The following is a 14001-nucleotide window of genomic DNA, read 5'->3' on the forward strand; positions in this document are numbered from 1 at the left end:
AAGAAGAATATTATAGTAAAAGAGGTGTAAAATAAATATTATCCTTTTAAAACCGTAAAGATATTAACTATTTTTTTATTCCTTGTCTATATCGATACATTCAGAAAGCAAATATTTCAGATCAATTGGCATATTATAACCTGTTAAACATTCGCCAGTATCGGTATTAATCCAGTCGGTTGCGTCGGGGGCAAACTCCCATAATTTATAATTTTCAACCGAGCGTACATTGGCTTCTTTTTCTTCTTGTTGAGGTAAGTTGAACCCAAAACGGTCAAAGATGCGTTTTCCTTTGAATGCTGCGTTTATGTTATCCATTGCACGTGTATAAATTTTCATATCTTTTTTTATACGCTTTTTATTATTTGGGTCGGGTTCTGTAAAAACCTTAGTGCCATATTTAATGGTTTCAATCAAATCGCGTTCTAAACTTTCTACTTCTCTAAAATGTTGTGCTTTGTTGGAGCAATGAAACTGTCCGTTTCTATTCCATTGTTTTTTCCATTCCTGTTTTAGTAAAATTGCGGTTTGTCTGTTTGGTACAATTAAATGATAATGCGGATTGTATGTTTTATCTTTTGGGTTGAAATTACATTCTAACGATTTAATGCCTATGATTTTCATTCCTTTACCGCGTTGGTATCGCTTTTTAAATTTGTTATTTATTGTTTTGAAAGCTTTTTTAACTTCATAAATTCTATTTCTAAGGGCATTAGCTTTTACAGTTTTTAAAGTTAAAGTGACGAAATACGGATTTTCCCAATTTTTCAATACTGGATAATATTTATTGATCTTATCCGCTTTGCGTATGGCGTTGCAAATTGTACAATAACGAGTTTTGCAATAATTGGCATGTAGTCTGTTATTGTGTTGTATAAGTTTCGTGCAACAATAGTAAGCGTTCCAATATGATTTTGTGCGTTCGGTTGCTCCTTTCTCTTTTGCTACATCTATAAGGCTTAATAACATTGCACGGGAAATTGTTTTTCGTTGCGCTCTGTTTAGTAGTGACTCGTTACCTATCATTTCCGTGCCGTTGCCTGCAATTTGTACACTTTGAGTTTTTTTGCCTTCATTGGCTGTCACGCTTTGTGCTAATGTATAGATTTGCTTCGCTGAATGTTCCATATCTTTTGGTTTTTCAGCGACTAACTACGCTTATATTTTAGCGATTTCACATCATTCAAAGCGTTATATAATTCAGAATGTAGAATGTAGTATTTACGCTTTCCGAGTTGTTGCGCTTTGATACTTCCCTTTTTGATATGATTACGGATTGTTAACTCTGTTACATTCAATATTTCAGCAGCTTCTTTTATTGAATAACGTTTGTCTGTGAGTTCTTTTTTTGTCTGTAGTTCCGTATGCGCTTCTTTTATCCATTTCTTGAATATAGGTTCAAGTTTAGATAATGGCACATTAAAAAATACCTGTTCCATTATTTATATATTTTTATTTATAATGGTTGCAAGTATGTAATGAGTAACTGGTTGCGTAACAGTTACTTTTTATGAAAAATAATGTAAATCGCTAATAATCATTAATTTCACTCTTTAAATAAAGTATATCATTTTCAACTTTAGTAACGGCTAAACTATAATGTTCTTTAAGAAATGGTATTATTGTATGTAGCTTATCTATTGGGTAATCATTCTTTTCATTAATACGTTTTTTAGCCTCATAATATTTTGTTTTCAGATTATCATAAGTTGTTGAAATATTGTGCTTTTTCAAGAACTTTATTTTTTTATTTTTTTTCGTTCTACTATTTGGAAGTAGTTTAGTTTCATTTGCATAATAAAATATAGTAGCCCATTCTAAAACACTAAATGTTTCTTTTTTGTTTTGTATTTCTTGTTGCTTCTTCTCTTTTTCAATAAATACTTTTGTCTCGTAAATTCCTTTTTTCTTTTCAAAGAATTCTATTTGTAAATCTAAGTGGTTATGATCTTCCTTTTCCAGTAGTTTATTTTGAATTTCATCTTCTTGTAAGCTATCTAAAGTAGTATTAATAACAGACAAACTATGTAAACCACTCGATTTAGAAAACATTTCTGTTAAAGACAAAAAACCTGCACTAAGTGAGAACTTAATCATTTTAGCTAAATCAAAATACATTAATCCTTTTCCAGTAATGAAAGAAAAGCAATTGAAAAAGTTAATCGTTAGCTTAAAAAGTTGTTTTTTATTATCATGTATGTATTTATGTCTAAGGACTATATTAATAAATTCAGAAGAAGCCATTATAAAAGTAATTGCCATTTGATCGTAATACCTGCTACAATCCTTATCAATTTCTTTTTCACTTTCTCCTTTACAAAACTTACAATTAGTTTTTATGTCTTTAGGTAACGACTTGGTTTTATACTCATTAAAAGCATTCATTACCTTATCATAGTTTTTTTCTGTTAACAAAAACTCCTTTAGGTAATCAATATGATTTTTTTCGGGGAACAATTCTTTAGTGTCAAAATCAGCTTTTATATAAACTCGATTTTTGTAACTTTCTTCATCTAATTCAAAACCTATTATTTTATTCTCTTTCATTTAATTCACTTTCTTTAGAGGTGTACTTTCCATTTTCCAGACTGTCTGCATAAAGTCTATTTTCTCATCGTTATTAGGTTTATAATATTGATTGAAAACTTCTAAACTTTTATGCCCTATATAGCTCATAATTACTTTATCGGGAATCTTTTTATTTTTCATTATAGTTATAAAACTCCTGCGGGCGGTATGACTTGAAACTCGTTCGTAAAAAGGCGAAATAGTTTCTATTACTTCTTTTCCTATTTTATATGTTTTCTTTACATCTTCAGTATATCCGACCTTTTCTATAACTTCTTTTACATAATCGTTAAACTTTTGATTTGTAATTTTAGGTAGTTTGTAATCATACTTTTTTAGTATGAACTTAGAATAGTCATTTAAAGGAATTGAAAGTACTTTTGAATTGTTCTTTTGATCCCTAACATTTATGAAACCGTTTGAAATATCATTTTCTTTAACTTTAGAGTAATTACTGTAACGCATGCCAGTAACACATCCAAATACAAACAAATCACGTACACGTTCCAATCTTGGATTTTTAGAAAAGTCATGATTAATGATTTCCGTTACTTGCTCCATTGTTAACGCAACCTCATCCGTAATCTCTTTTTTGATATTTTTAAATTCTTTGAAATCTGATTTATACGTATAGTTATTATCAAACGCCCAATACATGAAGGTTTTAAATAAACCAATATTTCTACTAAGTGTATTTGTAGAGTGTTTCTTTTCAGTTATGCAGTAAGAAATAAATTCGTTGTACAATTTCTTATCTATTTTACTAAAGTGTAATTTTTTAGTTCGATATTCTTCAAAACTTTCTAGCAATTTTTTATTGTACTCGTATCGTTTTATTGTTGAGGTTGAATTTCCTGTATCTGTTTTGTCGTTTTTCTTTTCATTCAGAAACAAATCATAAACCGTAAAAAAGTCATTTCCTGCGGTTTTTGTACGCTTGAATTCTTTGTTAAACTCCGAGCGTATATTTTCAATTGTTAATTCTTGTCCTGTATTCCTGTATAAGTCAGTTATTTTGATAAAGAAGTTAGCGTATCTATCTAACTGCATTTTAATTGATCTTTGCGTATTGGCAAATTCGGTACGCCCTGTTAAGTCTTTTGGCTGTCTATTTTCAAAATCCCAGTCTTTCGGGTTTATGCTTTCCCCTGTAGAGTACACAAATTTTTTGCCCTCATTTTTGAAATGTGCGATTAAATAGATTAATGTTTTGCCTTGCTTCTTTTTGCTTTTAAGATTAAAAGTACTTCTCATTATTTATGCGGGTGTAAAAATAGGTGTAAGTAAAGGTAGGATTTAATAGTATTTACACCTTATAATTAGATATAGAGTTTTCAACAAGTTGTTGACTATCTTAGTAATAGCAATACTTTAACAATAATGAGGTATAAAAGGTTCAATAACCTCTTTCTCCGCTAAAAAAACCGAAACGAAAGTTTCGGTTTTTTGCTTTTATAATATATTGTAAATATTTTTTTTAGTAATTACTTCTATTTTCTTTTCTTTACTATCATATACGTATAAGTAACTCCATTATGTATACTATCAATTTTATATTCGCGCAAAATTCGCTCAGCGCCTTTTACCTTTTTTTCATCTTTTATATACTGTAACCAATCTTTTCTATGTACCCTAGCTGAATCAAGTGATACTATATTGGTCATATCGGCTTTGTAAAAATTGGTCCCATGTAAATTTGCACCTGTTAAATCCACGTAATCTAAATTTGTTTCTGTAAGGTTTGTTTCTACTAAATAAACATATTTCATAATAGCTCTACTAAAAATAACATCAGTTGCATCTACTTTCCATAAATTAGCATCTGTCAAATCTGCATAGTTAAAATTCGCCTCTATTAATTTAGCAGAGCCAAAATTAGCTCCATGAAGGTTTGCATTACTAAAATCAGTTTCAAAAAAAGTTCCACCAATCATTTTTGCGAAACTCATATCTGAATCAGACAAATCTGCAAAAGTAAGATCTGCGCCACCTAAATTTGCATGCTTAAAGTTTGATGCTCTTAAATCAGCCCATTTAAGGTTTGCGTCTTTCATATTTGCTGATTGCAATTCTGCATAGTTAAAATTTGCATTTTTAATAATTCTATTTATGAACAACAAACTATCCATTCTACTTTCAATCAATGAAATCAAAAGCTGTCCTCTTTCTGGGCTTAATGGTTTTTGGATAAGCGAATCGTTTTCTAAATAGCGATAGGGTTTCATTGCCATAGATAAACTAATGATTCGTCCAACAAGCGCATTAGATAAAACTCGTTCTTCATTATTTGCACTTTCTAATTCTTCATTAATATCACTCAATACTTCTCCCATGATAAACATTTGAGAAGAACGCCTTGATGCTTCGGTTAAAAATGTTTGTTGATCTATTCGCTTGTTTTGTTTTTTGATGAGATCGTTTTGTAATTGTACCTTCTCATTCTGAACGCCAAAGAGTTTATTTTGACTTTTTATCAATTGATTTTGTTGGAACAATAGTATTGTTGGAAGTAACGCTATAAGTAATGTAATGATTCCTATTCTTGTAAAACGCCAAATTATATTTGATGCAAGGTCAGCAACCGTATCTTTGGATAAATTTTTATTCGTATCAAATTCATCTAAAGCATTTAGAATACTTTTTTTAAGTCGGACACCAATAAAGAAAGTTGCCCATTTTTTTAAGATCCAAAACTTTTGCTTATGAGATTTTTGTTTACTTTCTTGTATCCTGTCAAGCTCATTCCGTAAGGCTTCATTTTCTTGCTTTAACTTTTCAATATTCACTTCTTCTGACATAAGTGTACAGGTTTTCCTTAAATATACTTAAAAATCCTTTTGAAATGATATGCAAATAATTGATTTTCATACTTCCCTAGTATTCAAAGACTAACAAACTTATTATAACCTACGAACATTATAACTTCAGTTGCATCCATAAAGGTCTGTGGTCAGAAATATAATAACGTAGATAGGCTCTAAAATCTTTAGCACTTACATTTTCCCACAGTTCAGAAAAAATGGCACTATCAAAATCAAATACGCCATCCGTGCTTATTTTAGATTTTATAGAAGGCAAAAAAGCTATTTGATCAAACTGTTTGTCATTTGTAATATTCGAATATACTTTCGTAGAATGCTGCGGCAACATTAAACCTCTACTTAATAACGCTTTGTACACAACATCTTTTTTATCAACCTTTGGAATATTAAAATCACCCAAGACTATGATATTTTTCGAAAACGCATGTTTACTCTTTCGATTGAGATCTGCATAACGCGAAATAGCATAGGCTTCCAATGCTCTTCTATTCATGTCCGATTTTTTTACACCTCCAGAAAACGAATGTACTGTAATTAAGATAAACGTAAAATTGTTCCATTGAAAGGAAGCTAAATACGGGTTTCGATCAAAACCTGTAAACTTCTCACTAATTCCTTTAATCTTTATGTATTTATGATCTTTTGGAGGTATAGCAACCTCTCCAATAAGCTCTAACAGCTTTATTTTTCTACTATTATACAAAAACGCAGAACGTTCGTTATTGCCTCCATTATCTGAAAATACTAAATCATAGTGACTTGGTAATTCAGATTCTATATTACGAAGTCCACTTAAATTATTATTTACTTCTTGTATGGCAATCACATCAAACCAACTAATCATTTCGGCTATCAGCTTATAATGATCTCCGTGTCGTTTTTGCAATCCCAAATTGGCTATATTCCAAGAAGCAATTAATAATTTATCATCCGAAAGCTTAGGAATATCGCGTTTTTCTTTGTGTTGTAACAAGTTATCTACTTCGTTGGCTACTGTAAAAGGAAATACAAATTTTGTTTTTTTAAAAGATGGCACGTGGTGATTATTTTATGATGTTTGTACTAAAGTTACTACTATTTTTTAAATCTGATATTGGGTTGTGTATTTCGATAGCTATGTTCAATGTGGCACGCTCTTCTTAAAAAGCACCTTTTCCTATTCAAAAAAAAAACACACAACTACCTCATTCACAAATAGTAAACATCATTTTTACGGGAAAACCGTAAGTCCTAATTGGGTTTTCTCATTATCTTTTTTAAATGAAAGCTTTAACCTTTCTAAAATACCTATCAAAAACCACTATAAAACTTCACATTATGAAAAAAAAGAACCTAAAAAATTTAAACCTCAGAAAATCAACAATTTCAAATTTACATGCAAAAACTATTGCAGGTGGTACTGATGCTATTACTATTGTTATTGTACGTACTACAGACTTCGCTACAAGAACAGGATGTTCTAAATTAATGGTATGTGATTCTGTTGCTGCTTGCCCAGAAGGTATTCCAAAAACTAAATTTGTAGATGTAGATACACGTCCAGCTTCTAGTTGCATCCATACAGATATTTAGTATGCGTGTATACATCGGAACGTATTTTTAAATAATTGATATCTATTCGCACCTACTTTCACGACTCTTTTTATACTTTTTCATCAATATTAATTTTTAAAACCATTATAGTATGAAAAAGCAAAGTTTAAAAGTATTGAAATTAAACAAAAATGTAGTTTCTACATTTGATTTATCTAAAGTTAAAGGTGGATACTCACACAGTAATAATGTATTAGGTACACAAGAAAATTGCTGTCACCCTTTATAAAGTAGTAAAGCGAGCTTCGGCTCGCTTTTTTTAGCTCCTATTTTTTCTTCTCTATTCAATATAAGTTTAACATTTGCTGTTACTGTTAACTACGGTTTTCCCGTACTATCATTTTTCTTCAAAATAGTATTTTACATGAGTAACTTTAACCTATACAAAAATGAAAAAAAGCAATTAAACGGATTATCATTAAACAAAAAATCAATCGTAAATCTCAGTAACAAAGTAGGTGGAATGAACGAAGTACCTGCACCAACACTATATGCAGGTTGCGCAAATACAAATGGTGCTTGCGAAAGCGGACGTTGCATTACAGGTGTACAATGTGAACTAGACAGCTTTTTATGTACAAATTTTTGTTCTCAGTTTAACTGTCCACCATTAGCTACTACGATTGCTCCTATTTGTTAGTTTATCAATTTTACATTTTAAATCAAGAGGTATTAGTCTTTATACAAATAACTAATACCTCTTTCGTTTTCTATAATCAACTACCTCACAAAAAAGTCTGTTAAGCATATATAAAATTCGCATGGATTAGCACATCCATTCATATGTCATGTTCACTATTCTTCAAAAGTCAACATCTAATTACAAACAGTTGGTTTGTTGTTCGTCAACAATTATATGTCACTCGTCCCAAAGCCCTATAATCATTGGTTTTTTCAACTACATTCGTTCTGTCGTCAAACGACAATTAGTTATTTATCAGAACAGTTAAACCAAACATTTTTTATGCATGCTTGAGCATCAGAAATGTTATTAATTAAAAAAAATGAAGAAAACACTACTTACATTAAGTCAATTATTTTTGACAATCGGGCTTTTTGCTCAAGTACAATTAGGAAGCAATTTAGTTGGAGAAAACACAGGAGATCAATCTGGGCGATCTACAGCAATTAGTAATGACGGAAGTTTTGTCGTTGTAGGTGCTACTACTGCAGTTAGTGATATTAATGGAGGAATATTTATACGAGGCGGACATGTACGTGTTTATGGATACAATGGCGTTCATTGGACAGGTGGAGATGACTTTGACGCTACAGATGGAAACGATAGCTTCGGAAGCGCTGTCACCATGAATGGCGAAGGTACTATTATTGTGTGCGGAGCACCTACAGGAGGTACTAGCAACGTTGGATATTTACATGCCTATGTAGAAACAGGATCAGGATACATACGCTATGACGGAAATGATCTTGTGGGCGATGTTGGAAAATCTGGTTTTGGAAGAGCGCTAGCAATGACTGATGATGGTACACGATTAATTGTTGGTGGAGATAACTATGTAAAAGTATTGGAAAAACTAAGTTTTGGATCACCGTGGACACAAGTTGGGCAAACGCTTGAAGGAGAATCTAGCAGTGATAATTTTGGTCATGATGTGGCTATTAGCATTAGCGGAACCCGGATTATTGTTGGTAATCCTGCAAGTGATATCGGTGGTACCGATGCGGGTTATGCACGAGTATACGATCTTGTAGGAAACACATGGACGCAACTTGGCAATGACATTACTGATGTTACGGGAGATAATGCTGGTGCAGGAGTTGATATTGCTTCTAACGGAAGTCGTATAGCGGTTAGTTTCCCAGGAGATGACAATACAAACGGAATAAATGCAGGTTCTGTACGCACCTATTCCTTAAATGGCGGCGTTTGGACACAAGTTGGAAACTCTATTTTAGGAAATGGCAATAACGACGCACTTGGAAGCGCTGGAAACCAAGGTGCTATTGATTTAAGACAATCCGGAACTTTCATTGCAGTAGGCTCACGAAGTGGTATTACAAATCTTAATGGCTATGTAGAAGTATATCAAATACCAATAGGCGGCAATATTTGGTCAAAAATAGGAACAACTATCGTTGGTAGTAATACAAGTGATCATCTTGGGTTTTCGGTAGCTATGAATGATGATGATTTTTTTGGAACTCGTGTTGCTATGGGTGCGCCTCAAGCAGATGATAATGGGAACCTTAGTGGACACACACAAGTATATGAATATAGCGGTGTAGTTTTGAGTACAAACGAGGTTTCTAACTCTATAAACTCTGTAAATGTCTACCCAAACCCAACAAAAGATATTATATACATTACGGGCACGCAACCAAAAGAAATCACCGTATATGATGCACAAGGACGTTTCATTAAAACATATGCTCAGCCTACCAATCATATTTCGGTTAGCAACATGAGCAAAGGCATGTATTTTTTACAAATTACAGATCAGAATAATGCCATAAGTAATCAAAAAATCATCGTACAATAGTATGTAGTGTACTATTTTATTTTTTGTTTCAAGCAGAAACCATACTACGCTGTAGTGTGGTTTTTTTGTTGCGAGATTGTTAGTCTGTTGGATTTTTGGTATCGCTTCACTCTTGGTAGCTGGTTAAGCTAGTATTGATACTAAATCAAATTAACATAGGAAACAAAAACATACACAGAAACACTATTACAAAGAAATATAACGAAGTAAGTTCTGATTTTAAAGCAACAGACTGCCACGTAGCTACAAGCCTTACAGTGACGTTTATATGTTCAAGAAAAAAAAGTGATCCGAAGATCACTTTTTAAACATGTTAAACTGCTGCTTGATGTTTTGGATTTCGTGTATCATACTCTACAGGGCATTCCATACAATTTGAAAATCGATTTGAAATACATTCGCATGCGGTATACAATTCACTATACCATGCACATCCTGGCTCTGCTCCTTGTGTTTGTGCTGGATAAATAGTAATTGTTTCTACTCCCGTGCCTTGGTGTGCAGCATTGCCCGCATGATCATAAGCACTTCCTCCATAAAGTTTAGAAATAGACTTCTTTTTAAGTTGTAATTTTTTGAGGTTTCTTTTTTTCATCATAATTTAATTTAAGATTAATGATGTAAAGCAACTCATTTTTATGCAGCAGTAAAAACAAAGGTATTGATGCATTATAAATGATCAATTTTCTTTATATCACAAACACATTATTACTACCCTATTCCTTGATGTATGCTACCATAACCTCCATTTGCCTGACATCCTTCATGTTCCGATGGTGGTTTTACTTTTGTAGTACCTGCATTGGTTTGGCAATTATCAATTCTCATTGAAGGACATTCTGGTGATCCTGAATGATCTACTACGGAGCAAGTAGGACCTTCTATTGAGGCGTCATTAATTTCTATATATGTTTGTCCGTCCGTATTAGACGGGAACATTCCTCCAATTTTTCTGTGAAGCAAGGTCAAATTAGAAACACTATACTTATGTAATTTTAGGCTTTTTAATCTCTTTCTTTTCATCTAAATATCTATTTAATTGGTTCTGTTATAGGAAAGCAAAGAAATATTCAAACAATATAAAAATTATAGTATTGACGCTTTATAAATCGTCAACAAATCACCCTTTTTCTTTAAGGTTTCGTATATACTGCGAAGGGTAAATTCCGGTATATGCTTTAAAAGCTCTCGAAAAAGTTTCTTGTCTTTTAAAACCAAACTCGTCGGCTATTGCCATAATTGTATACGATTGTAATGTTTTATTATTTTTAAGTTTTACCAAAGCAGTTTCTATTCGTAACTCGGTTATATAGGCTGTAAACGATTTCCCCTTATGTGTATTAATTACTTTAGACAAATACGCCGTATTTGATTCAAACTCTTCTGCCATAGCTCCCAAACTGCATTCTTGCGATAAATACGCTTCGTTCTTTTCAAACTTTGTCAATCTTTTTAAAATGGCATGCACCTTCTCGTCTGATACTGTGTCTTTTTGGGTCACTATTTTTTCCTTCTTATCATTTTCTAGCGTTGACACTCTTTGCAATAATGTGTCAAATTTCTTTCGGATGCGTTTGTTTCTAATTTTTAAATACAAAACACTACTTATCAATAAAATTAGCAATGTTACCGAAGCCATAACAAATCCTTTTTTACTTTTCGTTTCTTGCGTTAGTTGTTCCTCTAACAAATTATTTTCTGTTTTTAACGGAACTATATCTATCAATGTGTGGGTTTCATTATTTATTTTTAAATCTTCTGCACTTTGTTTCTTTTCAAGCACTCTATACTGTTGAATATGATACAATTCTTTTTCAGAGTTTCCTGTTTCATGATACGCAAGCATTAAAAACTCATGCAATTCTTTTTCATTCGTACTAACATCATCAGAAGCTTTCATAATGGCATAGGCTTTTCCTAAATATTCAATGCATTCTTCATTAGACTTTAGCTTATATGCATTCTTTCCAAGATAAAACAAAGACGTAAGGTATAAGTCTTCCTTTTTGCCTTTTGCATACAACTCTACAAGTTTGCTAAGTTTCACTGATTGCTTGTATGCTCCTTCTTGATACTTAATAATAGCTTTGTTCATTACTAAAGGATAATATGCACTGGCATTTTTTTTATTAGTCATTTTAAGCCCAGCTTCATTATATAATGCTGCTTCCTTTGTATTCTGTAACCATAGATAAGTATCGGACATATGCATTAATACAAGAAGCCTGTAATATTCAACATTTACTGGGTCATTCAAAGTACTCAATAGTTTCAATACATCCTTATACAGTATAATAGCCTCTTCAAAATCTTTATGTCGCTTTTTTATATTAGCAATATTGGTAAGTGTCGCAACTTCATAGATAGGATTTTTTAATTCGTTTACATACGCTCTCGCTTTTGCATGTGCTATTAACGCTTTAGAATCTTCTCCCAATTCTGAAAGAATAATGCCTTTTAAAGACAAACCTTTATACTCAAGTAAGGTGTCATTTAAAGATATTGCTTGTACTATGGCAGACTCTATATGAGCTAAAGCTACTTTGTTCTGTTCCAATTCAAGCTTACAATTAGCTATACAATATGCTACTTTTGCCAATTGCTTTGGATTTCCGCTTACTACTGCTAAGCTTTTTGCTTGCAATATATATTCCAATGCCTTGGAAGCGTCTTCGTTTACGGTTTTATAATAGGATTGTACCAATTTATCAAACGAAACATCTTCCTGTGCATTAGCAACACTCAGGAAAGCAATGAATAGTAATAGTACTAGTTGTTTCATGGACAGACTCTTTTTATAAACGAATTGACAAAAAAGTTACGATAAATATTTTAATGAAGATTAATAGCTTCGCTCCTATTTCCTGTTATTCGGTTGTGCATACTTTTAGTTAAAAAAAACAGAACTCCGTATACTTACCTACTATTTTTATGAATTCGTTTGGCTATCTTACAAGCAAAATCACAAACTAAACTCTATCATTTCCTAGTATGCGTATTAAAAAAACGATTATCATCACAAAACATGCATCATACTTACAACATACTAGCGAAGGTATACAAGAATATAATTTTGAAGTATATAAAACTGATGCATTTACACAAGTAACGATACTCCAAAAAGGTAATTTACCACATAAAACTGTTTCTACTCTATACCATACATATACAATATGAAAAAAATTTGCTTACTATTCATCATCTTACTTTCATGCAAAACGGATACGAAAAAAACTGAGGAAGTACACAAGCCCGAGCATATAAAAGAAGAAAGCAGAAAATTATATATAGACTATGAAGTGGATGCATTTTCGCATCTCCAGAAGGAAAATGATTTAATCATAAGAAACCTGGAAGAGATCATTGATTCGCGTGACTACAAGAAATTTTGGGACGCCAATGACACCAATTATTTTAAACTTCCGTATGTAGAATTATATAGTTTCATAAACCGCGGATATCCTACATACCAACCAACTGTAATAGCATTACAGAAAAAGAACAACGAAAAATATTTACTAAAAATAGCTATGATGGGCGCGCCTGAAGGTTTCAGTTCTTTAGATGCTATTTATAATTTGCATGTTATAAAAAACGATCAAGGAGATTTAGTATTCAAAAATACTTTTAATGATAACATAGCTACTTGGCAGCAGAAACAATACGAAAACATAACCTATTACTTTGATAAAAATAGGCATGTAAATGTAACCAACATAAAAAAGCAACACGAATTCGAAAACTGGCTCGTCGACTTTTTTGATGTAGAAAAAGTGAACTACAAATTTATTGTCTGTAACAACCAGCATCAATTATATAAACTTATTGGATACGATTATATCGATTCTATGTTTTTCAATGAGCAAAATGGAGGTGTCTGCTATGCAAAAGACAAACTATTACTTTCTGCCAACAACACAGCATACAACGAGCACGAGTTGACTCATCTATACATTTATAATAAATTTCCATACATACACGATATCATAGAAGAGGGTTTTGCTACATACTTTGGAGGATCACTTGAATTAGATTATAAAGAACACTTCAAAATTTTAAATGACTATGTCCTCAAAAATGATATCAACCTCATAGATTATCTTTTTGATGAATACAAACGACATACTATTATAGATTTTACATCTTCCGTTAAATATTCGGGCGGCGCATTACTATGTAGTCTTATATATGAAAAACAAGGCAAAGAAGGTTTGTTCAAACTAATGGATAGTGGAAAATCCGATGAAGAATTAAAACATACGCTTAGAGAGCTCTTTGAAATGACAATGGAGGAACTAAACACACATCTCAAAACAGAATTGAATGCTATTGTTGCTAATCAGAAGAGTAATTAACTGGGCTTCGAGAACCTCAGCCCACGTAACTAGAACCTCAGCCCAAGAAAAACCTCAGCCCACCTAACGAGAACCTCAGCCAGCACAACACTAATACCTAATTCCTTGTTTCTGGTAATGAGTAAAATTAATTTAAAATTCAACACTCAACATTTAAAATTA

The 14001-nt window shown here is 32.1% G+C and carries 14 protein-coding genes; 5 read left to right on the forward strand and 9 right to left on the reverse strand.

Annotation, left to right across the window (positions count from 1 at the left end; genetic code table 11):
* Positions 1 to 75 precede the first annotated feature (75 nt).
* The 6 genes from Q0828_RS15920 to Q0828_RS15945 all read right to left on the reverse strand — a co-directional run bounded on the left by Q0828_RS15920 (position 76) and on the right by Q0828_RS15945 (position 6426).
* Positions 76 to 1128 (reverse strand): protein rep, encoded by a 1053-nt coding sequence (locus Q0828_RS15920; protein ID WP_298423225.1) that lies wholly within the window; start codon positions 1126 to 1128, stop codon positions 76 to 78.
* Positions 1129 to 1148: 20 nt separating this feature from the next.
* Positions 1149 to 1439: a helix-turn-helix domain-containing protein gene (locus tag Q0828_RS15925; protein ID WP_298423228.1), complete on the reverse strand. Its 291-nt coding sequence runs from the start codon at positions 1437 to 1439 to the stop codon at positions 1149 to 1151.
* 91 nt (positions 1440 to 1530) lie between these two features.
* Positions 1531 to 2547, reverse strand: a complete 1017-nt coding sequence (locus Q0828_RS15930) for a hypothetical protein (RefSeq protein WP_298423231.1) — start codon at positions 2545 to 2547, stop codon at positions 1531 to 1533.
* Positions 2548 to 3822, reverse strand: coding sequence for a tyrosine-type recombinase/integrase (locus tag Q0828_RS15935; RefSeq protein ID WP_298423234.1), 1275 nt, complete (start codon positions 3820 to 3822; stop codon positions 2548 to 2550).
* Between the two features lie 236 nt (positions 3823 to 4058).
* Entirely contained in the window at positions 4059 to 5366 is a 1308-nt protein-coding gene (locus tag Q0828_RS15940; protein WP_298423237.1) for a pentapeptide repeat-containing protein, read from the reverse strand.
* 118 nt (positions 5367 to 5484) lie between these two features.
* Positions 5485 to 6426, reverse strand: coding sequence for an endonuclease/exonuclease/phosphatase family protein (locus Q0828_RS15945; protein WP_298423240.1), 942 nt, complete (start codon positions 6424 to 6426; stop codon positions 5485 to 5487).
* Between the two features lie 281 nt (positions 6427 to 6707).
* On the opposite strand from Q0828_RS15945, the gene Q0828_RS15950 reads away from it, so the two are divergent.
* The 4 genes from Q0828_RS15950 to Q0828_RS15965 all read left to right on the forward strand — a co-directional run bounded on the left by Q0828_RS15950 (position 6708) and on the right by Q0828_RS15965 (position 9484).
* Entirely contained in the window at positions 6708 to 6962 is a 255-nt protein-coding gene (locus Q0828_RS15950; RefSeq protein WP_298423243.1) for a hypothetical protein, read from the forward strand.
* Between the two features lie 112 nt (positions 6963 to 7074).
* Positions 7075 to 7212 carry a hypothetical protein gene (locus Q0828_RS15955; RefSeq protein ID WP_298423246.1) on the forward strand — a complete coding sequence of 46 codons (138 nt, stop codon included), beginning with the start codon at positions 7075 to 7077 and terminating at the stop codon, positions 7210 to 7212.
* A 135-nt stretch (positions 7213 to 7347) separates the two neighbouring features.
* A complete protein-coding gene (locus Q0828_RS15960) occupies positions 7348 to 7623 on the forward strand; it encodes a hypothetical protein (RefSeq protein ID WP_298423249.1) in 276 nt (91 codons plus the stop codon).
* Between the two features lie 364 nt (positions 7624 to 7987).
* Positions 7988 to 9484 carry a T9SS type A sorting domain-containing protein gene (locus Q0828_RS15965; protein ID WP_298423252.1) on the forward strand — a complete coding sequence of 499 codons (1497 nt, stop codon included), beginning with the start codon at positions 7988 to 7990 and terminating at the stop codon, positions 9482 to 9484.
* Positions 9485 to 9797: 313 nt separating this feature from the next.
* Here Q0828_RS15965 and Q0828_RS15970 read toward each other — a convergent pair whose 3' ends face one another.
* The 3 genes from Q0828_RS15970 to Q0828_RS15980 form a co-directional block, all read right to left on the reverse strand.
* Positions 9798 to 10079, reverse strand: a complete 282-nt coding sequence (locus Q0828_RS15970) for a hypothetical protein (protein WP_298423255.1) — start codon at positions 10077 to 10079, stop codon at positions 9798 to 9800.
* A gap of 116 nt (positions 10080 to 10195) precedes the next feature.
* Positions 10196 to 10507, reverse strand: a complete 312-nt coding sequence (locus Q0828_RS15975) for a hypothetical protein (protein WP_298423257.1) — start codon at positions 10505 to 10507, stop codon at positions 10196 to 10198.
* 97 nt (positions 10508 to 10604) lie between these two features.
* On the reverse strand, positions 10605 to 12266 hold the full coding sequence (locus Q0828_RS15980; protein WP_298423260.1) for an AraC family transcriptional regulator: 1662 nt from the start codon (positions 12264 to 12266) through the stop codon (positions 10605 to 10607).
* 391 nt (positions 12267 to 12657) lie between these two features.
* Between Q0828_RS15980 and Q0828_RS15985 the strand changes: the two genes are divergently transcribed.
* On the forward strand, positions 12658 to 13839 hold the full coding sequence (locus Q0828_RS15985) for a hypothetical protein (protein ID WP_298423262.1): 1182 nt from the start codon (positions 12658 to 12660) through the stop codon (positions 13837 to 13839).
* The last annotated feature ends 162 nt before the right edge of the window (positions 13840 to 14001 follow it).

This window comes from uncultured Kordia sp., from assembly GCF_947496985.1.
Classification (GTDB): Bacteria; Bacteroidota; Bacteroidia; order Flavobacteriales; family Flavobacteriaceae; genus Kordia.